Source organism: Marivita sp. S0852 (genome assembly GCF_046591575.1).
GTDB lineage: Bacteria > Pseudomonadota > Alphaproteobacteria > Rhodobacterales > Rhodobacteraceae > Marivita.
In genome coordinates, this window is record NZ_JBIQWA010000005.1 from 244,792 (window position 1) to 263,216 (window position 18,425).

Sequence of the window (18,425 nt, forward strand, 5' to 3'; positions counted from 1 at the left end):
TCTTTCCTGAAACAGCCTCCCTTTGACCGCTTCGATGTCGGACACGACGGGCGGTTCAGTCTTTCAAACATACCGCCATAAGCCAAAGCCTGTCACGTCGCTGGTCTACGACCCCGCACCCAGATATCGGCGCAGCTCGGGCGGTGGATCATCCAACAGCGCCTGCGTGTCCCGAGGAGGGGCGGCGCATCCTGCTTCGACGACAATGGTGTGTCGCGCAAACCTGAGCGCTTCTTGCGGGTTATGGGTGACGAGCAACACCGTTGTGCCCTCGGCCTCTGCGACATCGCGCACCAGATCCAGCATTTCATCTCTGAGCGCCGGGCCAAGGGCAGAAAACGGCTCGTCAAGCAACAACACAGGGCGCGCCTGCACCAGCACACGCGCGAGAGCTGCGCGGCTTTGCTGGCCGCCGGACATCTCTGACAAGCGGCGCGGTCCAAAACCATCCAACCCAACGCGCGACAGGACTGCATCAATTTTGTCCGCCGCTCCGGCTTTCAAACGGCCACTGACCGGATTCAGCGCCAGCGCGAGGTTCTGCTGAATGGTCAGATTTGGAAACAGGTTGGTGTCCTGAAACAAAATTCCAATCGGGCGCTCCGCAGGTGGCTTGTCGGTGAGCGGCACCCCCTGCCATCGCACCTCGCCAGACATTGGCGCGCGAAACCCGGCAATGACATCCAGCAACGTGGATTTTCCCGATCCGGACGCGCCGATGATTGCAACACGCGCGCCGGCCGGCACAGAAAAATCGGCCGTTACTTCAAACCCCCCTGCGCGGGCGCAGATATGATCAAGATCCAGAGCCAACGCGCCCTCCCCGATCGAAAAGCCAGAACAATGCCAGACTGAGTATCAGCAACAAAAGCGCCGCCCCCGCCGCTTGATCCATGCGATAGGCCCCCATGAGTTGAAACACTTTCAGCGGCAGCGTTGCGCGATCCGGGTTTGCAAACAACGCGATGACGCCCAGATCCCCCATCGACAACGCCGCCGTCAGACCAGCCGCGAACCCAATCGGACGTTTTAGCCGTGGCAGGAACACCCAGCGCAACCAGGCCCATGACGTCAGGCCCAGCGCCTGACGCAGTCGGGTATATTCAGAGCGGATCACCTCGGCCTCCGGGCGCAAGATGCGCAGCGCAAATGGCAAGCTGATAAAGGCGTTGACCGTCGCCGTCACATACAGCGCCAGCTCGAACGGGTTCACAAACGGGCGGATGATCAAAAACAGGCCAATCCCCAGAACCAGCGGAGACAGCGCGATACCGGCCAGGCCTAACCATTCGCCCCATCGGGTCGACAGCGGCAGCGCCCATAAAAGGCACAGCGCGGTCGACCCCAGCGCCACCGATACCGAATGCCCCGCCGCCTGCCAAACCGACGCGCCCAACGACGTTATCCCGGTGAGGCCATTCACCGCCACCATCGTCAGTGGCGTCAGCAAAAAAGCCGCAGCCGCTCCGATCCAGAAAATATCTGCCGCACGGGACAGGCGATCCACACCGTCCCACCGGGGCACGACGCGGTCCAGCCCTTTCGCCGCTACGGGCAGGGAGGTGACTTTGAGCGCCACCAACCCGGCCGCAAGCGCCAGCCCAAGCTGGATCAGCCCCAATGCCGCCGCACGGGCAAGATCGAAATCAAAGCGCACGGATTGGTAGATCGCCAATTCCAGAGTTGTGGCTTTTGGTCCGCCGCCAAGCGTCAGCGCGACGGCAAACGAAGACAGACAGATGACAAAAATCACCGCCAGTGCGCCCGGCACGATGCGTTTGAGCAAAGGCCATTCAATCGCGTTCCACATGGCGCGGCGGCCCAGGCCAAGCGTTGCGGACAGCCGAAACTGTTCCGCCGGAACCGCAAGCCATGCTTGCAAAATCAGACGCGTCGCCAGGGGCAGATTGAAAAAGACATGGGCCAGAAGAACTCCGTGCAATCCGTAGATCTGCAGCTCTGGAACTCCCAACGGGGCCAGCACCCGGTTCAGCAAACCGGATTGTCCGAACACCGCCACCAATCCCAGCACCGCGACAATCACAGGCAGGATAAAAGGTGCCCCCAATAACGCCACCAGCATCCCACGCCCGGCAAACTGCCGTCGGGCCAGCGCCCGGGCCAATGGAATGGCGAAACCGACGCTCAGAACCGCCGACAGCGTGGCCTGCACAAGGGTGAACCTCAGAGCCTGCCAATCGGCGGCCCGAAAGCCTGAAAAGGCTTCTGCGCGCAGACCGACTGCTAGGACCGGGCCAATCACCAGCCCGGCCACAGTCAGTGCGGCGACTATTGAGACAAGGCGCGCCGCCATTCCTCAACCGCTTCATCCCGCAGCGCAGCGGCCTCATCCTCCGAATAAAACAGCACCTTTTCCGGCAGGGTCAATTCCTTGAACCCGTCAGGCCATTGCGCCCGGTCAAGTCTCGCCGGGAACGACCAATTGCCGGTCGCGATCATCGTCTGAAACTCTTCTGACAATTGAAATTCAAGGAATTGATCCGCAAGCTCCGGCACATCGCTGCCTGCAAGCTTGGCCGACACTTCGACCATGAAATAATGTCCTTCGGGAAAAATCGCCGCCTTCTTGGTGCGATCGTCTTCGGCAATAATATGATAGGCGGGTGAGGTGGTATAGCTCAGCACCATGTCGGCCTCACCATCGGTGAACAGGCCATAGCTTTCGGACCAGCCTTTGGTCACCGTCAGCACCTTGGGTGCCAGCTTTTGCCACGCCGCTTCCGCCTGATCGCCGTAAATCGACTTGACCCATAGCACCAAAGCGAGCCCCGAAACCGACGACCGTGGGTCCTGAATGACGATCCTAAGATCATCGGGCGCGTTCAGCAGGGCATCAAAGCTGTCCGGGACCGCTGAAATCCGCTCTTCATTATAAACAAAGGCGGTGTGCCCATAATTGAACGGCAAAAACAGCTCATCGGTCCAGTCGATCGGCAAGGTCAGGGACGACACATCCTGCCCATGCGGCGCAAACAGCCCGGTTTCGCGGGCGCGTTTGGTGACGTCAGTGTTCAGACCAAAGACGATATCCGCATCGGTCTGTTCGCCTTCAAGCAGAATACGCGGCAACAGATCACCGGGCTTGAACTGCAGATCACAGGCGCACTGCGCCTCGAACATCTCTTCGATTCTGGGGCCAGGCCCCCATTCCGAGGTAATGTAATCCCCCGCATACACGGTCAGAACGGGTGTGTCCTGTGCCGCCACAAACGTGGTCGACGCAAGAAATCCCGCAGCAAAAACAAGGGCCGGCTTCATGGGCATCCTCCTATATTGCGGCGAGAGGGCAAGACAGGAGACTATCCGGACCTTCCCTCCGCCGGTGTTAACCGGTTCAGGTTCAACGGGTTCGCATATGCATCTCAGCCAGGATCGGCACCCCGAGGTGATCCAAGTCGTAGCCGTCAATGACCGCCGCTTCAAGCCCCTGCCGCCTGGAGTTTCTTTGGGCCGGAAATACCTCAGGGGGTTTGGGGGACTGGTCCCCCAACCTGTCGGATGAGCACAGCTCATTCGAAACATCTTGAGGCCAAACGCCCCCTGCCCTAGGACACAGGTCAGTCAAGGAGCCTGTGTATGAGCCTGAACAGTTTTGGACATCTTTTCCGTGTCACCACCTGGGGTGAAAGCCATGGGCCAGCCCTTGGCGCGACCGTAGACGGCTGCCCGCCGGGTGTGCCGATTGATGCCAGGATGATTCAGCACTGGCTGGACAAGCGCAAACCAGGACAGAACAAATACACCACGCAGCGGCGCGAGGCGGATGAGGTAAAAATCCTCTCCGGCGTGTTCGAGGGCCAGACAACCGGCACGCCGGTGCAGTTGATGATCGAAAATACCGATCAGCGGTCCAAGGATTACTCGGACATCATGGAGAAATTCCGCCCCGGCCATGCCGATATTACCTATTGGCAGAAATACGGCATTCGCGACTATCGCGGTGGCGGACGGTCCTCGGCGCGCGAAACGGCGGCGCGGGTGGCGGCGGGTGGCCTTGCGCGCGAGGCGATCAAGGCCCTGTTGCCCGAGGTGCAGATCACCGGCTACATGACCCAGATGGGGCCGCACGCAATTGATCGGGATCGGTTCGACTGGGACGAGATCGGCAACAATCCGTTCTGGGTGCCCGACGCGCAGGCGGCATCGGATTGGGCCACCTATCTGGATGGGCTACGCAAATCCGGCGAAAGCGTGGGGGCCATCATCGAAGTGGTGGCGCGCGGCGTACCCGCAGGTTTAGGCGCGCCGATCTATGGCAAGATCGACACCGATCTTGCGGCGGCCATGATGAGCATCAACGCCGTCAAAGGTGTCGAGATCGGCGAAGGCATGGCCTCAGCCACCTTGACCGGGACCGCCAATGCGGACGAGATTTTTACAGGGCCAGACGGGCCGGAATACAGTTCGAACCACGCAGGCGGTGTCCTTGGGGGGATCTCGACCGGCCAGGACATCGTGGTACGTTTTGCGGTAAAACCGACCTCTTCCATCCTGACCACCCGGCGCACCATCACCAAATCCGGTGAAGAGACCGAAATCATCACCAAAGGGCGCCATGACCCCTGCGTGGGCATCCGCGCCGTGCCTGTGGGCGAGGCGATGATGGCCTGCGTCATTCTTGACCATATGTTGCTGCACCGCGGTCAGATTGGTGAAAACCGGGGACCAATCGGGTAGGCGCTTTACGCCATAACTCTCTTGCTGGTGACACGCGCGGGAAACCCGCCCTAGTGCCGATGTAACCCCTGACGGGACAGTTGCACCGCCAGAATACCCATCGTGATGATCACCACACCTATGATGTCCGACAGGCCGAGCGTCTCAGACAGCACGACCGCCGCGATGGCGACGCCAAGAAACGGGTTGAGGAAATGGAATGTGGCGGCCTTGACGGCACCGATCCGGTTCACCAGCCAAAACCAGACCAGCGTTGCCGCCAGACCGGGCACCAGCGTCGTGTAGACAAAGGCCAGCACAAGTTTGGGCGACCATGTGACGGCAAAAGTCTCCATAAGCAGTGCTGCGGGCCAGAGAACGGCACTGCCCACCAGCATTTGCAGCCCGACCACCATAACAAAATTGCCACCAGAGCTTGCGTTCCGGAGCGCCATGGTCGCCACCGTCAGCGAAATCACACCGATGACGCACAGGCCAACCCCGAACAGGTCTGCACCGCTGCCCAATCGCGCACCCATGATGATCACAACCCCGCAGAAACCTGCAATCAGACCGGCAACGCCCAGCGCAGACACACGCTGGCCGACAAAGAGCCAGCCTGCCAACGCCACCAGAAGCGGCATGGAGGACGCGATGATGGCCGCAAGGGATGCTTCGATGCTTTGCATGGCGACAAAATTCAACCCGAGGTACAGCGCGTTTTGACAAATCCCGAACAGGATCGTGGCGCGCCATTGCAAAGGTGTCAGCCGCCAGCTTTGCCCCAACCAGCGGGCAATCATCACCGCCAAGACACCGGAAATCATGAACCGAAGGGCAAGTGCCATCAACGGCGGGGCGTCAGTGACAATGATCCGTGCCGATGTAAAAGCGGACGACCACATGAGCGCAAAGACCAACCCGGCAAAAACTGCACGTATATCCACTCTTAACCCTCCGGATCGGTGTCAGCCGGTGATAGCCACAGACGCCATGAGGGGAAAGCCAAGATCGTCGCGCCACGGATATCGGCACCCGCTTTTGATAAGCTGAGCACAGACGGTCAACGCCAAGCGCCGCGGCATTGGCGCGATTTGTCTGGATTGGTTCGGCCCACCGGATACTATGGGTGATCCCATTTTGATCCGGAGAATTTCAATGTTCAACCCGCTGCAATTTACGGCTGAATTTGGCAAAGCCGACCCGGCCGCGCGTCTGCCTTCGACCAAGCCTTTGCGCATTCTTTTCATAAATGATCTTGGTGACAGCTGCGCGTCGCGCACCGAACATAGCCTTGCAACCCGCCCCCTGCGCGCGGTGGATATCGACACGTTCGACACGTTCATGTCCACTGAAAAGCCGGCGATAGACCTGGATGAAGAGGGTTTTACCCTAAAAGACCTGGACGATGTCCACCCCGACCAGATCTGGCAAAATCTGTCGTCTTTTCAGACATTGAAAGACCTGAAAAACCGTGTGCGCGACCCGGCGCAGTTTGACTCTGTAGCTCAGAATGTTCAGGCGATGCTGCAAACCTCTGATGTTCCCAGCGCCCCGCCTGCAGAGCCGGAAACGGACACAGATACGGTATCACGCCCGCTTGGCGCACAGCCGACAACACAGTCTGTATCAACGCCACCCCCAACGGACTATCTGACCGCAATTCTGCACGATGCCGTGGCCGCACATATCACCCCGGAAGCAGATCCACGGGCCGCGCATTATAGGGCCGCCCTTGATGATGCTGCGGCGGCGCACATGCGGGCTGTCTTGCACAACCCAAAGGTTCAATCTGTTGAGGCGGCTTGGCGGGGATTGCATCTATTGGTGTCGAATATCGACACAGACACAGACATGTCGATCCACGTTCTGAACGCCTCTAAAACAGAGCTGATCGCGGCCCTTGCCGCCCCGGACGGTGCGGTAGACAACAGCGTTTTGCATTCCCGGCTTGTTGAGGAACCCGCGCATGCGCCGTTTACCCTGATGGTGCTGGGGGACACAGTGGCCCCTACGCCAGAAGAGGTTCGGCTTTTGGCAAGCCTTGGCGCGTTTGCCGGGCGCACCGGCGCTGTGGTGCTGGCCTCGCCAGAGGCCGGGATGATCGGCGTGCCATCGTGGGACGCGGTCGCATTGTCACCGGCACCCGCAACGCCGATTGACGACTGGACCCTATTGCGGTCGACCCCCATGGCCAACCATATCGTTGCGCTGGCACCGCGTTTCATGATCCGCACGCCTTACGGCAAAAAGCTTGATCCGATTGAGGCCTTCCCCTTTGAAGAAATTGTGTCGCCCGCGCGGGACCATGACGCCTTTCTTTGGGGCGCGTCTTCGCTGCTTGCCTGCATTCTGATTGCGTGCTCTTTTGAGCAGGATGGCTGGTCGGCACGCTTGAACACCAATCTGGCTTATGGAGACCTGCCGTTTGTGCCTTATGACGCAGACGGGGAGCAGCAGATGAAACCGGGTGCAGAGACCCTTTTGTCGGATCGTGCCGCTGCTGTCTTGCAAGACGCGGGCATCGTTCCGGTTTCGGCCATCCGCAACCAAAATATCATTCGCTTGCCATGGTTTCAGACACTGGCAACCGGTGGTGACGATGGGCGGATCGGACCCTTCGCATTGTAACCCCTCATACGCCGGAATGAAAAAACCCCGCCGATCAACGGCGGGGCAAGTCGTGTGCCGCGGCCAGACCGCAGGCACCGGCGGTGTTCACTGACCTGTGTCAGGTCATTTCTGAGCGGATCTGTTGGCGCAGCACGTCGATTGGCACGGTCTTGCCATCGCGTTTGAAACACCAGTAGGTCCAGCCATTGCAGCTTGGTGCGCCCTCAAGATGCGCGCCGACCTGATGGATAGATCCTTTGATATCGTTGCCGATCAATGTGCCATCTGCACGAACCTTGGCCTTATGGCGTTTGTTCATCGAATACAGCTCTTCGCCCGGACGCAGCATTCCGCGCTCTACGAGCTGGCCAAAAGGCACACGCGGTTCGGCGCGTTTGCTGACCGACACTTCAAGGGCGGCCTTGTCCAGTCGGCGCACCGATGCAATCCGTTTGCTGGCGACCGCCCGATACTTCTCTTCGCGCTCGATCCCGATCCAGTCGCGGCCCAGCATTTTGGCCACAGCACCGGTTGTGCCGGTCCCGAAGAATGGATCAAGTACGACGTCGCCGGGTTTGGTCGAGCCCACCAGGACACGATGCAAAAGCGCCTGCGGTTTCTGCGTTGGATGCGCCTTTTCGCCAGCATCATCCTTGAGCCGCTCTCCGCCATTGCAGATCGGCAAAACCCAATCCGAGCGCATCTGAATCCCTTCGTTCAGCGCCTTGAGGGCTTCGTAATTGAACGTGTATTTGGCACCCTCTGATTTCGAGGCCCAGATCATCGTCTCATGCGCATTGGTGAACCGTTTGCCGCGGAAATTCGGCATCGGGTTCGATTTGCGCCAGACAACATCGTTCAAGATCCAGTAACCGGCATCCTGCAACGCAGATCCAACGCGGAAAATGTTGTGATACGACCCAATCACCCAAATCGCACCATCCGGTTTGAGCAAACGGCGCGCCGCTTTCAGCCAGTCTCGGGTGAACTGATCATAGGCCTTGAAGCTTGAGAATTGATCCCAGTCATCATCCACCGCATCGACACGCGAATTGTCGGGACGATGCAAATCGCCTTTCAATTGCAGGTTATAAGGGGGATCTGCAAAAATCAGATCAACCGACTCGGCCGGCAAGCCGGTCATCACGTCGATACAATCGCCGTCCAAAATCGTGTTGATCGGCAGCGCATCTGCGCTGTTCGGCTTGGTCATCTTTGTCATTCTCTGCCTATCGTCCCGGCGCTGTTCTTGCGCTCTGTGATTGGCTCAAAGGATGAGTCAAAGCCGATTCGTGGTCAATTTCTTTTTTGAATCAACTGCTTATGATTTCCTCTTGTCACAACATATTGTGGACAGATTTGAACGAACGTCTATGATGTGGGGTCGGTCCAAGATTTCGAAGGGCTTCTTTGTGACACTTCGTCGGGTAGCCCTGATTTGTTTCCCACCCATAGCCCGGGTAGTGTTGCGCCAAATCCCACATGATCGCATCACGCCTTGTTTTGGCCACAATTGACGCGGCTGCAATGCTCAGCGACAGGCTGTCTCCCTTGATGATCGGGGTCGCCGGAAGTTCCAGATCGCGCGGGATCAGGTTTCCATCGATCAAGACATGATCCACAGCTTGGGCAAGGGCATCAATCGCCCGACACATGGCAAGATGGCTGGCGCGCAGAATATTGATCTCGTCGATCTCTTCCACACTCGCTTCGCCGACACCGACCTCAGCTTCCTGCATAATCCGCTCAAGCACAGCTTTGCGCCGCTCGGAAGTCAGCTTTTTCGAATCCTGAATACCATCCGGGATCGCATCGCGCCCCAACACCACCGCCGCCGCGACAACCGGCCCGGCCAACGGTCCGCGACCGGCCTCATCCACTCCAGCAACACGTACCAAACCGCGTGCCCACTGATCACGTTCAAACCGAAAGTCTGGCAACATATATCGCACCTTGCCGAACTGCTCCTGAATGGCAAGCCAAACCGGCGCATTACACCCTTGGCACCCACGACTTTAAGCACAGGATTTATTTATGCCATTTCTCCTCAAAACACTCTGGACACGCCCGAAACCGTCACATAGAACGCGGCCACCTGAACGATTATCGTTCTCCCGTGCCCGGGTAGCTCAGGGGTAGAGCAGTGGATTGAAAATCCTCGTGTCGGTGGTTCGATTCCGCCCCCGGGCACCATTAAAAAAAATTAAAACAAACTCTTAGGTTGGCAAGGTGGCAAAGCTCATGCCGATAAGATGATCGTGGGTATCACTTGGGTAGCATTTCGAGCCTACCCCGTGCCGGATCTCTATCGGCTCTTTCTCCTAAGTGTGATCTCACCAGCGGCGTTTAAGCCGAGATTCCAAGATCGGTTTTGCCAGTACTGTCCCTTTAGTTCGGTTGCACCCTCGTTCACATTGAGCACGGCAGACCCGTAAAACTTGGGTTGGTCCGTCACCGCAAGGGGCCGAGTATTGTCTTGCTTGTTTGTCTGCTCGTAGACCCATGCAACCGATTTGTGCCCATTCTCTGACTTGAAAAATTCCACGGAGATTGTCTCGGAACTCAGCAATGGCGTGTTTTCGTTCGGTAGGAAGGCCACGTCGGTCCGAAACCACGTCTGTTTGATTTTCACATCAAAATTCGCTTCCAGAAGCCCGGGACGTTCATCGTTGACAGGATCAAACGTGATTTCGTTACTGGCGGCGGCGGTTTTCAGGCGTTCTACAATCGGCCAATTGGACTGGATCGTTACAACCCACTCGCCGTTCAGGTCAGGAAAGTAGCGATTTGCGAACCATGGCCCCGCCAAAGGTAGCTTCCAAAGAAGACGCCAGCCTGGCGCGACGATGAACAGCGCAATGCTACCCCATATGACCATCGCGACAACTCTAGAAGTCAGGAGGTTGGCAACTGGCGATCCCAGAACAGGCAAGTTGGCGGCAAGCCAAGTCTCGATCCAGCCAACGGCAAGCGGTGAGGCCAAAGCCAGATAGACCGCCAAGGTAATCCAGAACGAAAGGGAAACAAACTTTGCCACGATGCTCAACCTCTGGTATTGAAGACTCGGTCTAGTGCCCCCAAGTATATGCGCAAGCGGCGTCACCACCACAAGATAAGACCAGAAGAGGGACAGTTTAATGCCTGTCAACGCACATAAAGCCTTCGTGTCCCGGCCCTCGGGTTACAAGTTCGCATTGAACCTTTCAGAGGAGCAGGAACAGACACTGCGAAACGCTCGGGATGACATTCGCAGTGAAATCTCCTCGCAGTTTGGGGCATTTGCGAAGGCTCTGGGTGATCGGGTTCTGTTCGAAGATCAGGCGCCAGTATTTGTGCGGAACTACCAGACACCGAAGTTCAAGATGCAGGGCAGCTTCTCATACCACACATGCAACCAACCTGCGCACGTGCCGCCTCAAGAGATTGACTTGGACGATGGGCTATTCATGCCCGTCTCCTATTTTCAAAAGGGCGGAGACAGATCCCCTGTGATCCAAAGCGCAGCCTACTTTTCCATTATCGAGCGCATCCTAGCGCCACTTTGCGACAAGAAGGGTTGGCAACTCGTAACGGACAAGCCTTCGTGCATCCGAGTCAAGATTGACAACACCATGCACACCGACCTCGCACTTTACTCGGTGCCGGATACTGATTTCCAGCGCATCGTGAAAGATGCCCAAAGTCGTGGTGTAGATTTCACAGCCGAACTGATGATGGAAGATACTGCGTATCGAATGTTGTCCCACGACGAGATGATGCTCGCGCACCGCAACGAGGGTTGGATGAAATCCGACCCGCGTAAACTCGAAGACTGGTTTGTCGATGCCGTGAAAGAATACGGCGAGCAGGTCCGAACCGTCAGCCGCTATCTAAAGGGCTGGAAAGACTTCCAATGGCCCGAAGGAAGGTTGGCATCGATTGCACTCATGGCCGCAGTCGTGTCGGTCTTTGAGAAGGCGTCGGCAGCAATTGCCAGCGACAGGGACGATCTGGCCTTGTTGCGAGTCGCGGAAGACTTGCCCGACTTTCTCGCCAATAACATTCCAAACCCGGTCGTAGAAGGCGCGCGGTTGGATCAGGGCTGGTCACCTGAGGAACGCAGCGATTTCGTTGCGAAGGCCAGAGTGCTTGCTGAGCGTCTGAAAGACGCGCTGACACAGACGTCAGACCGCGCGGCAGCTTTCGAAGCCCTGCAAAACCAATTTGGCGGGCGTATCCCAGACGATCTCACCCTCTATGTGCCCGACGCTGGCCTTGAGACAAAGACAAGCGAGTTGGCTGCACCTGCTGCCCTTACCTTGGGGATGGTGGACCAGGTTGACGCAGAGCAAAGCAATGACCTCGCCGCTGTGAACAAGCAGGGCGGAGGCCGCTACGGGTAGTCGGCATTGACTGGGCCGTCTGAACCTACCGATCTCATGATAGCTGAGTTATCCCGCTGGGTGCTGGCTCAATGTCCGAATGCGCGAGACCTCACGCAGGGCGAATTGTCTCGATACGAGGCTAAGGACCCAATCCACGGATGGGTTCTCCCGTTTGAACATCAAGCTGACCGCTTTGATCTGCAAGTGGTGCTCTTGCCGGATTTCCCGTGGACAAAGCCGCGCGTGTACTGCACCGAAAAATTTCGGTTTATGCAATATCCGCACATCGAAAAAGACGGTGCATTTTGCCTTTACCCAGCGGGGACAGAGCACAATCCTTTGAACCCCAAAGGGTTAATATGGGACGCTATCAAAGAAGCCATTCGATTGATCGTCGCTTCATACGACGACGCGTTTATCAGTGATTTCGCGGACGAGTTCGATTCTTATTGGAGCAAAACTGATGGGGGCAAAAACATCGTCAGCCTCCTGTCGCCCGGCGGTCCCTCCCGTCGGGTGTCCCTGTGGTGCAGTACAGGTGACTACTATCTGGCAGATGACCACACGGCCTTGGAGAGATGGCTTCGCAACCGTTTTCCGGGGAACAAGAAGGACTACAAATTCAACACCGCGACACACATCTCCCTCAATAGGCCTATTCTGCCTTCGGAATACCCGAGGTCGGGTGCGGCGATTCTACGCTTTTTGCGGGAGCTGGCACCCGAATCCGTAGAACTGCTGGAAGATGCGGCTGTAACCGCTGATGACAAGTTCACCGTTTCCTTCGAGGGGCGCACGGATGATGGGCCGGTATTTTTCGCCGTCGAAGTTATGCCTCCCGTCAAACAAGGTATGAAAGCCGGGCGACGCCCAGACATGGTGCAGAAGGGTTTTCGGCCTGGAAGGGTGCCGCCCCATATCCGAATGCAGCGGCTGTTCGGGGGGAACAAGGTTGAGCGTCACGAGACTATGCGCGCGGACCCATCGTGGATACATGGTCGTGACACCCCTACAGTCGCCCCATTGTTTGACAAGCGTGTTCTGATGATCGGCGCGGGTTCATTGGGAAGCGAGGTTGCTCTGCTTCTTGCCAAGACAGGTGTCGGCTCGATCACATTGGTCGACCCGGAACTTCTGGACTATCCTAATGTTGGGCGTCATATGCTCGGGGTCACGCAAGTCAGGACGTTTAAAGCCAAGTCACTGGCAGAAAAATTGGCTGGTGACTTCCCGCATATGCGCTCAATCCAGTACTTTGCCGAGGACTGGCAATCGCTCTACGTCATACGTTCTGAGATTTTCCACAACACCGATTTGATCGTGTCCACGGTTGGCAGTTGGGTGGCTGAAGGCAGGCTTAACCAAGTGGCTAGGAACGAAGCGGATTTCCCCCCTGTGATCTATGGGTGGGCAGAACCTTTTTCTGTGGCAGGACACGCCGTATTGATCGGCTCCAACGGTCCATGTTTTGCTTGCGGCATGGACCATTTCGGGAGGGCGCGACAAACAGTGTGTGAGTGGGACACCGAGACGACGCGCAAACAGCCCCATTGTGGAGCCAGTTTTCAACCATATGGGCCAGTATCGTTGTCAGGCGTAGCGGCCTTAGTGGCGAAGACCTCAACGAAAGCACTGCTTGGTGAGGTGCACCCCGGGACGGAGGCCGTTTACTGGTCTTCGAAGGAAGAAATTGCCGAGCAAGGAGGGCGCTTCACCCCGGACTTCCTAAGTTGCTTTTCTGACGTTCCTGAGTTCGGCGGAACGAGGAGATTTGAGTGGAGGCAAAGGGTAGACTGTGCTTTTTGCGGAGAAGCATGAGTATTCGCTACCCCGTTGGAGAAAGTGGGCAATTTCTGACCCTAGAACAGGTTGTTCTCGATCACCTTGCTAAATGGCGACAGTTGGACCCGAATATGCCTGAAGCTGGTGGGCAGCTATTTGGCGCGGTCGAAGGTCAATGCATCCAAGTCAATCTGGCAACCGGTCCTAGGCGGTCCGACCGACGAGGGCGCTTCTTTTTTATCGCAGACCGTTTTGCGGAACGCCGGGAGATCAGCACATTGCACAAATCTGGGCTGCACTATTTCGGAGATTGGCACACTCACCCGCAAGCCATTCCCACCCCTTCTGAAACTGACATTTCATCAATGTCTGACCTGTTCGCTCGCTCAAAGCATGAGTTGAATGCGTTCTTGATGGTGATTGTCGGCACAGCCGGATTTCCTGTCGGTCTGCACGTGTCACTTCATGAAGCCAGCGCATGGTCAAAATTGGTGAGCGGGTAAAGTGGGGAATGAATAATAAGAAGAACGGGGCAAGTTACCCGCCCCGTTCACCTTTTTGATTACCACTTAGAGCAGCTATCCATCTTTCTTCGGCTGCAAGGCCCGTCGCGCTTCCTTCTCGGCAGCGGACCCCTTTACCCATTGCCACGGTGTGCGCGGCTTCCGAGCCTTCGCGAGTTCTGGGTTCGCCTTGACGTCACTGGCGGCGGCGCGCAGGCGTTCGCGAGCCTCGCGCGGGTCGATCTTGAGTTCGTCGCAGATGGCCTTGAGCGTCACGATGTCGGTCATGTCGATCTCCTAAGTTGCTGATGCAGATCGATAAGACGCAAGGCCAGAGCGTGTCAGGGATAACCCTAGTTCGGCTTGAAGATTTCCGAGACGTCCACGCCGAGGGCCTTCGCGATGCGCTCGACCACCAAGATCGACGGGTTGCGTTTCCCGGTCTCGACGCCGCTCAGATAGGTCTGATGACTGTCCGCGCGATGGGCGACCTCTTCTTGCGAAAGGTTCTTCTCCCTCCTGATCCTCTGGATATTTCTCGAAACGCGCGATTGAATTGACATGCGCGGCATGGCGCATGGCGGTCACGCCCTCGACCATAGACTATAAGTCATATTCGACTTAGGCTGACGGAAGGCCCGAAGTCACTGGTGACATTCACGAATGCAGGAAGAGGCAGGGGGACGTGCGCCCTCATGGTTGACTCTTAGTCTATTTGACGAGGCGAGCGCCGTCCTGTCGCCTGAGACCCTCCTGCTGCCCGATCATGTCTTGGATTACATCGACCGGCACGCGGTCACGCACGGCGTCTATGGGTGGTGGTTTGACTACGGCTTGCCTCTGGTGCCGAGGGACGGATGTATCGAGCGTGACGGGAAGCACCTGCTCTATATTGGCATTGCACCCCCGAAAGACCGGCCAGTGCGGCGAGATGGATCAACACCTGTGAAAAGCAGACTTTGGCGCAACCACCTACGCGGGACGGTGCGCACCTCGACCTTGCGTTTGTCGCTTGCGGCGCTTCTCGAACAAGAACTTGAACTGACGTTCTGGCGCGACAAACGAAACCGCGTGCGCATGGATCGCCACCATGAGGACAGGCTATCAGATTGGACCGCCAAACACGCGGCAATTTCGGTCGTGCAGCATGACGAACCGTGGTCCCTTGAGGAAGCGCTGGTCAGGACCGGGCCGCCCTTGCCCCTCAACCTGAGTATGTCCGGGCATCCGTTCAGATCGACGCTGAGCGACCTGCGCCGCGTGCTGGGGCGAAAATGACCGCTTCTGCAACTAACCCCGAGGATCGAGAGCGAAACGCGCGCGCGGCGGCGTTGTATTGAGCCAGGAGCGCCGGGGCGTGCCTCAGGCATGGTGATCCCGCCGCAATCCCGGCTGGCACGCTGTGTGGCGCGCTCACGGCGGTTCTCCCGACATCCGCGCAGGCGCGGCGCATCGGCATGGCTACCTCTGTCGTCTCCATAGGCCGCGCGGGAATTACCCTGACGGTCAATGGTCCCCGATCTTATTTCGCTGGCATCGAAACCAGCCAGCGAGGAAATCGGCAATGACGATACGCGCGACATGGGCCTTCAACGGCCAGACGAAAATCATCTTGGGCAACTGGCACCGCCTGTGGTGCCTGCTGTTCGGCCCGTTCTATTACCTGTTCAAGGGCATGTTCCTATGGGCGATCTTGTCGCTGATCACGGCCAACGGCCTGTGGGTCGGCTTCCCCTTGTTCAACCGCGCTATCGTGCTAAGCCATTACCATCGCAAGGGGTGGGTGCAAGAATGACCGCCCGAGCAGTTTGCCACCCGAGTGGAACCCGGCGCGGCAAGCTGAACCCCAGCACGAACGCGGACCGCATGAAAAGGTTCGAAAATTTGGCTCCGGCTCGCATCCGACAGACTGATAGATAGTCAACGGGTCGGTCCGAGGCGTTCCGCGCGGCGCTGGCACAGGGTGACCACAGGGGGATGGGGGGAGGCGTTTTTTTATCGGCGCGCGCCCTGTGGACGGACAAGGGGTCATACATGCAGCCGAGGTTTTTGGCCCTGAGCCGCTGCCGCCCCGAAATGAAGATGCTCAAGCTTCTCATCTTTCTCACCGATTTCGTGACAACCTTGGATTTCGATGTTGCTCACGATAATTCTGAGAAAGTTGATCAGCTTGAGCACCTTGGAGTTCAGGATTTGTCGAGTTTCCAAATCCACGTCTTTCCCTTCTTCTCGGATTTGACGCCTGCCTCACGCTTTGCCCGGTTCAGCGTCGGGCGCGAGATTTGGGCGCCAGCGGCCCGTATGAAAAGCTCGCCCGAAGGCAGAGGTCCCTTTGCCAGCAGCTCGCGCAGGAACTCGACGGCGCGCGCTTCCTCGCTCTGCTCGTCCTGCCCATGCCGCTCTAGATCGTCGGCGGAATAGTGGGTGGTGCCGCGCCATTCAATCACCGGCAGGCCCTCGGGCTGCTCTACGATCTCGTAGACATAGCTTTGGGGCTTCGCGCCGATGTTGTTCTTGACCTGTGCAAGGATGCGAAGGTTATCGTTCTCAGGGTGCTTGGCTACCGCCAGCGCAGTGCGTGCCACGCCGATCACGTCGATTGACCCGACGCCCCTATAGATGGCCTTGCCCTTCCCGCCCTTCGTCCAATGTCGGAGCGCGATGACCGCTGGGCCATATTCCTTGAACAGGCGGTCAAGTTCATGGAGCGCAGCACGGATCGAAGTCGGCTTGCCCAGATCGACTTTGCCCGAGAGGAACGAATAAAGGGTATCGATCACAACGAGGTCTGGCGTCTGGTCTTCCAACTCCTCACGAAGCCGCGTCAGGCCCTTTTCGTCGAACAGAAGGAAGTCGTCGAGGACACGAACCCGCTTCAGGTTCGCACCCATCTGTTCCATGCGGGGCCGGATCGTGTCAGCGGCATCATCTTCTGAACTGATGTAGAGCACGTTGCCCTTCTCGACTCTTGATCCATCGGGCAACTTTCCTCCTGTGGTCACCAACGCCCCGAGGTGCATACAAAGGTATGATTTGCCGAGTTCTGGATCACCTTCGAGTATCGTCGTCTTCTCGTATGGGATGAGCGGCTTCCATAGCCATTCGATCTCCTTGGCCTTGATCTCGTCAAGCGTGCGGAATGTGTTGTCATTCGTCATTGCGCCACCCCCATTCGCGTGATGATGCGCGATACCTCGGTTTCCAGCGCGTTGATGTCGTCGCCGTACTTGTCGCGGAAGTATGGGCTGGACCAGATCACGCTGGCGATCTCGTCGAGCGTTGCGCCTGCCTCGTGCAGGCCAGCCACCATCGCGAAGATCCTGCTGGATCGATCAGATGCCTGCGCACGGTTGTGCCTGATCAGTGATCGCGTCGATGCATCCAACTTCGAGCGATACTTTTTCAGGACATTGAGGCGTTCATGGGCATGGGGATTCATGTCCAGCGCCTCGGGTTCTGCCGCGTGGGCGCCGTTATGACCCGTCAGCAACTTAGGACGGACCGTGATCGGCCTTGGATCGAAATGCACCAGCGGAATGAACGGCCTGTCGTACTCGGGCTTGTGGTTGAATGACCCCGGCAACCGCAGCAGCTTGTTTGCCGCGCTGCCGCCTTTGTCGCCGCCGTGACGATACGTGAGCGACTTTGAAAAGGCTGACGCCTGCGCGGGCGTGTGTGGCCGGTCCCAGAACCACAGCGCCTGCGTGCGTCCCGGCGAGGTTTCCCAAACAACGGACGGTTTCGGGTCGAAGGCGAAAGGATCGGCCTTGTCCACATCGCACCACCCCAATCGCGTAATGAGGACGCCTCCGACTTTCCGGCTGGGGCGCGCATAGACATTGGGGCTGAAATACTGATCGAAACGGTATCGATCATAACGAAGGAGAAGGTGGTCTATTTTGATTCTATCGCGCAGCGAAACGAACTTGTCGATCATCTTCGTCGTGCCTTTGCGACGAAAGCAGAGGTTCCCGAACTTGTCGGGGCCAGTATGCGCGGGCTTGTACCAGAGGTCACCGAGGAAATCGTCTTGGTCTTGCAGCACGTCGCGCTCAGAGGCACCTTCGGCCATCAGCGCGGGAAATTTGGTTCTGTAGATGTACTTTTCGGGTTTTTGGTCTGCCATTGTATTTTCTTTCATGCGGGCACACCACGAGGCGCACGCGAAAGCGCGTGGCGGGTCCGTGGTTGCGGTAGGGGGAGGCTTCGCCGATCAGTATTCGGCGTAATGCGTGCGGGTGCGTTCGGCGGCGCGGTCAGCGAGCCAGTCTTCAATCTCGGACAGGAACCACGCAACGCTGGTCCCGGCCATCCTGATCTTGCGCGGAAAGCGCCCACGGGCCTCCCAGCGCAGCAGGGTCGTATTGCTCACATGGATGCCAAGGCGCTTAAGGTCAGCGCGTGTGGCCAAGGTCTTGCGACCGTCGTCAATTTTCATGATGGTCCTCCATCGGTTGGATAAAGGGGCGCCCCATTAGTTCACGTG

20 protein-coding genes, 1 tRNA gene and 1 riboswitch are annotated in these 18,425 nt (G+C 57.8%); of the genes, 8 read left to right on the plus strand and 13 right to left on the minus strand.

The genetic code is table 11. The features are described 5' to 3' along the window. Positions 1-105: 105 nt before the first annotated feature. Genes ACG74X_RS12960 through ACG74X_RS12970 form a run of 3 tightly spaced genes read right to left on the minus strand, consistent with a single transcriptional unit; the run spans position 106 to position 3,279 of the window. The gene (locus ACG74X_RS12960) at positions 106-813 is read right to left on the minus strand and encodes an ATP-binding cassette domain-containing protein (protein ID WP_411235318.1); all 708 of its coding nucleotides are present in this window, start codon (positions 811-813) and stop codon (positions 106-108) included. Next, positions 797-2,314: a thiamine/thiamine pyrophosphate ABC transporter permease ThiP gene (locus ACG74X_RS12965; protein ID WP_411235320.1), complete on the minus strand. Its 1,518-nt coding sequence runs from the start codon at positions 2,312-2,314 to the stop codon at positions 797-799. Before ACG74X_RS12965 ends, ACG74X_RS12960 begins: the two co-directional genes overlap by 17 nt. Beyond that, the gene (locus ACG74X_RS12970; RefSeq protein ID WP_411235321.1) at positions 2,290-3,279 is read right to left on the minus strand and encodes a thiamine ABC transporter substrate binding subunit; all 990 of its coding nucleotides are present in this window, start codon (positions 3,277-3,279) and stop codon (positions 2,290-2,292) included. Before ACG74X_RS12970 ends, ACG74X_RS12965 begins: the two co-directional genes overlap by 25 nt. A gap of 36 nt (positions 3,280-3,315) precedes the next feature. Continuing rightward, a riboswitch (TPP riboswitch) is annotated at positions 3,316-3,414 on the minus strand. Positions 3,415-3,597: 183 nt separating this feature from the next. On the opposite strand from ACG74X_RS12970, the gene aroC reads away from it, so the two are divergent. Then, positions 3,598-4,698 carry a chorismate synthase gene (gene aroC / locus ACG74X_RS12975; protein WP_411235322.1) on the plus strand — a complete coding sequence of 367 codons (1,101 nt, stop codon included), beginning with the start codon at positions 3,598-3,600 and terminating at the stop codon, positions 4,696-4,698. 50 nt (positions 4,699-4,748) lie between these two features. Here the strand turns inward: aroC and ACG74X_RS12980 are convergent, their stop codons facing one another. Further along, positions 4,749-5,624 carry a DMT family transporter gene (locus ACG74X_RS12980; protein WP_411235323.1) on the minus strand — a complete coding sequence of 292 codons (876 nt, stop codon included), beginning with the start codon at positions 5,622-5,624 and terminating at the stop codon, positions 4,749-4,751. A gap of 211 nt (positions 5,625-5,835) precedes the next feature. On the opposite strand from ACG74X_RS12980, the gene ACG74X_RS12985 reads away from it, so the two are divergent. Continuing rightward, positions 5,836-7,308, plus strand: coding sequence for a type VI secretion system contractile sheath domain-containing protein (locus ACG74X_RS12985; RefSeq protein WP_411235324.1), 1,473 nt, complete (start codon positions 5,836-5,838; stop codon positions 7,306-7,308). Positions 7,309-7,408: 100 nt separating this feature from the next. Here ACG74X_RS12985 and ACG74X_RS12990 read toward each other — a convergent pair whose 3' ends face one another. Beyond that, positions 7,409-8,512 carry a site-specific DNA-methyltransferase gene (locus tag ACG74X_RS12990; RefSeq protein ID WP_411235325.1) on the minus strand — a complete coding sequence of 368 codons (1,104 nt, stop codon included), beginning with the start codon at positions 8,510-8,512 and terminating at the stop codon, positions 7,409-7,411. A 115-nt stretch (positions 8,513-8,627) separates the two neighbouring features. Continuing rightward, positions 8,628-9,233: a ribonuclease HII gene (locus ACG74X_RS12995; protein WP_411235327.1), complete on the minus strand. Its 606-nt coding sequence runs from the start codon at positions 9,231-9,233 to the stop codon at positions 8,628-8,630. 175 nt (positions 9,234-9,408) lie between these two features. Here ACG74X_RS12995 and ACG74X_RS13000 point away from each other — a divergent pair. Further along, positions 9,409-9,483: transfer RNA gene (locus ACG74X_RS13000), tRNA-Phe, on the plus strand. Between the two features lie 112 nt (positions 9,484-9,595). Here ACG74X_RS13000 and ACG74X_RS13005 read toward each other — a convergent pair. Further along, complete coding sequence (locus ACG74X_RS13005) at positions 9,596-10,327, minus strand: hypothetical protein (protein ID WP_411235328.1); 732 nt, start codon at positions 10,325-10,327, stop codon at positions 9,596-9,598. Between the two features lie 100 nt (positions 10,328-10,427). Between ACG74X_RS13005 and ACG74X_RS13010 the strand changes: the two genes are divergently transcribed. Genes ACG74X_RS13010 through ACG74X_RS13020 form a run of 3 tightly spaced genes read left to right on the plus strand, consistent with a single transcriptional unit; the run spans position 10,428 to position 13,939 of the window. After that, complete coding sequence (locus tag ACG74X_RS13010) at positions 10,428-11,672, plus strand: CBASS cGAMP synthase (protein ID WP_411235329.1); 1,245 nt, start codon at positions 10,428-10,430, stop codon at positions 11,670-11,672. 36 nt (positions 11,673-11,708) lie between these two features. Beyond that, positions 11,709-13,472: a ThiF family adenylyltransferase gene (locus ACG74X_RS13015; protein WP_411235330.1), complete on the plus strand. Its 1,764-nt coding sequence runs from the start codon at positions 11,709-11,711 to the stop codon at positions 13,470-13,472. Further along, on the plus strand, positions 13,469-13,939 hold the full coding sequence (locus tag ACG74X_RS13020; RefSeq protein WP_411235332.1) for a Mov34/MPN/PAD-1 family protein: 471 nt from the start codon (positions 13,469-13,471) through the stop codon (positions 13,937-13,939). Before ACG74X_RS13015 ends, ACG74X_RS13020 begins: the two co-directional genes overlap by 4 nt. A 75-nt stretch (positions 13,940-14,014) precedes the next feature. Here the strand turns inward: ACG74X_RS13020 and ACG74X_RS13025 are convergent, their stop codons facing one another. After that, positions 14,015-14,227, minus strand: coding sequence for a hypothetical protein (locus tag ACG74X_RS13025; RefSeq protein WP_411235333.1), 213 nt, complete (start codon positions 14,225-14,227; stop codon positions 14,015-14,017). 65 nt (positions 14,228-14,292) lie between these two features. Further along, positions 14,293-14,502, minus strand: coding sequence for a helix-turn-helix domain-containing protein (locus ACG74X_RS13030; RefSeq protein WP_411235335.1), 210 nt, complete (start codon positions 14,500-14,502; stop codon positions 14,293-14,295). Between the two features lie 136 nt (positions 14,503-14,638). Here ACG74X_RS13030 and ACG74X_RS13035 point away from each other — a divergent pair, with 136 nt between their 5' ends. Together ACG74X_RS13035 and ACG74X_RS13040 are read left to right on the plus strand one after the other, a co-directional pair. Then, positions 14,639-15,217 carry a GIY-YIG nuclease family protein gene (locus tag ACG74X_RS13035; protein ID WP_411235336.1) on the plus strand — a complete coding sequence of 193 codons (579 nt, stop codon included), beginning with the start codon at positions 14,639-14,641 and terminating at the stop codon, positions 15,215-15,217. Between the two features lie 286 nt (positions 15,218-15,503). Then, positions 15,504-15,734 carry a hypothetical protein gene (locus ACG74X_RS13040; protein ID WP_411235337.1) on the plus strand — a complete coding sequence of 77 codons (231 nt, stop codon included), beginning with the start codon at positions 15,504-15,506 and terminating at the stop codon, positions 15,732-15,734. 233 nt (positions 15,735-15,967) lie between these two features. Here ACG74X_RS13040 and ACG74X_RS13045 read toward each other — a convergent pair whose 3' ends face one another. The 4 genes from ACG74X_RS13045 to ACG74X_RS13060 form a co-directional block, all read right to left on the minus strand. Beyond that, a complete protein-coding gene (locus ACG74X_RS13045) occupies positions 15,968-16,117 on the minus strand; it encodes a hypothetical protein (protein ID WP_411235338.1) in 150 nt (49 codons plus the stop codon). Between the two features lie 8 nt (positions 16,118-16,125). Then, entirely contained in the window at positions 16,126-17,097 is a 972-nt protein-coding gene (locus ACG74X_RS13050) for an AAA family ATPase (protein ID WP_411235340.1), read from the minus strand. Next, complete coding sequence (locus tag ACG74X_RS13055; protein ID WP_411235342.1) at positions 17,094-18,080, minus strand: DNA-primase RepB domain-containing protein; 987 nt, start codon at positions 18,078-18,080, stop codon at positions 17,094-17,096. The genes ACG74X_RS13050 and ACG74X_RS13055 overlap by 4 nt, the downstream gene beginning before the upstream one ends. A gap of 72 nt (positions 18,081-18,152) precedes the next feature. Beyond that, positions 18,153-18,377 (minus strand): helix-turn-helix transcriptional regulator, encoded by a 225-nt coding sequence (locus ACG74X_RS13060; RefSeq protein WP_411235344.1) that lies wholly within the window; start codon positions 18,375-18,377, stop codon positions 18,153-18,155. Positions 18,378-18,425: the final 48 nt, after the last annotated feature.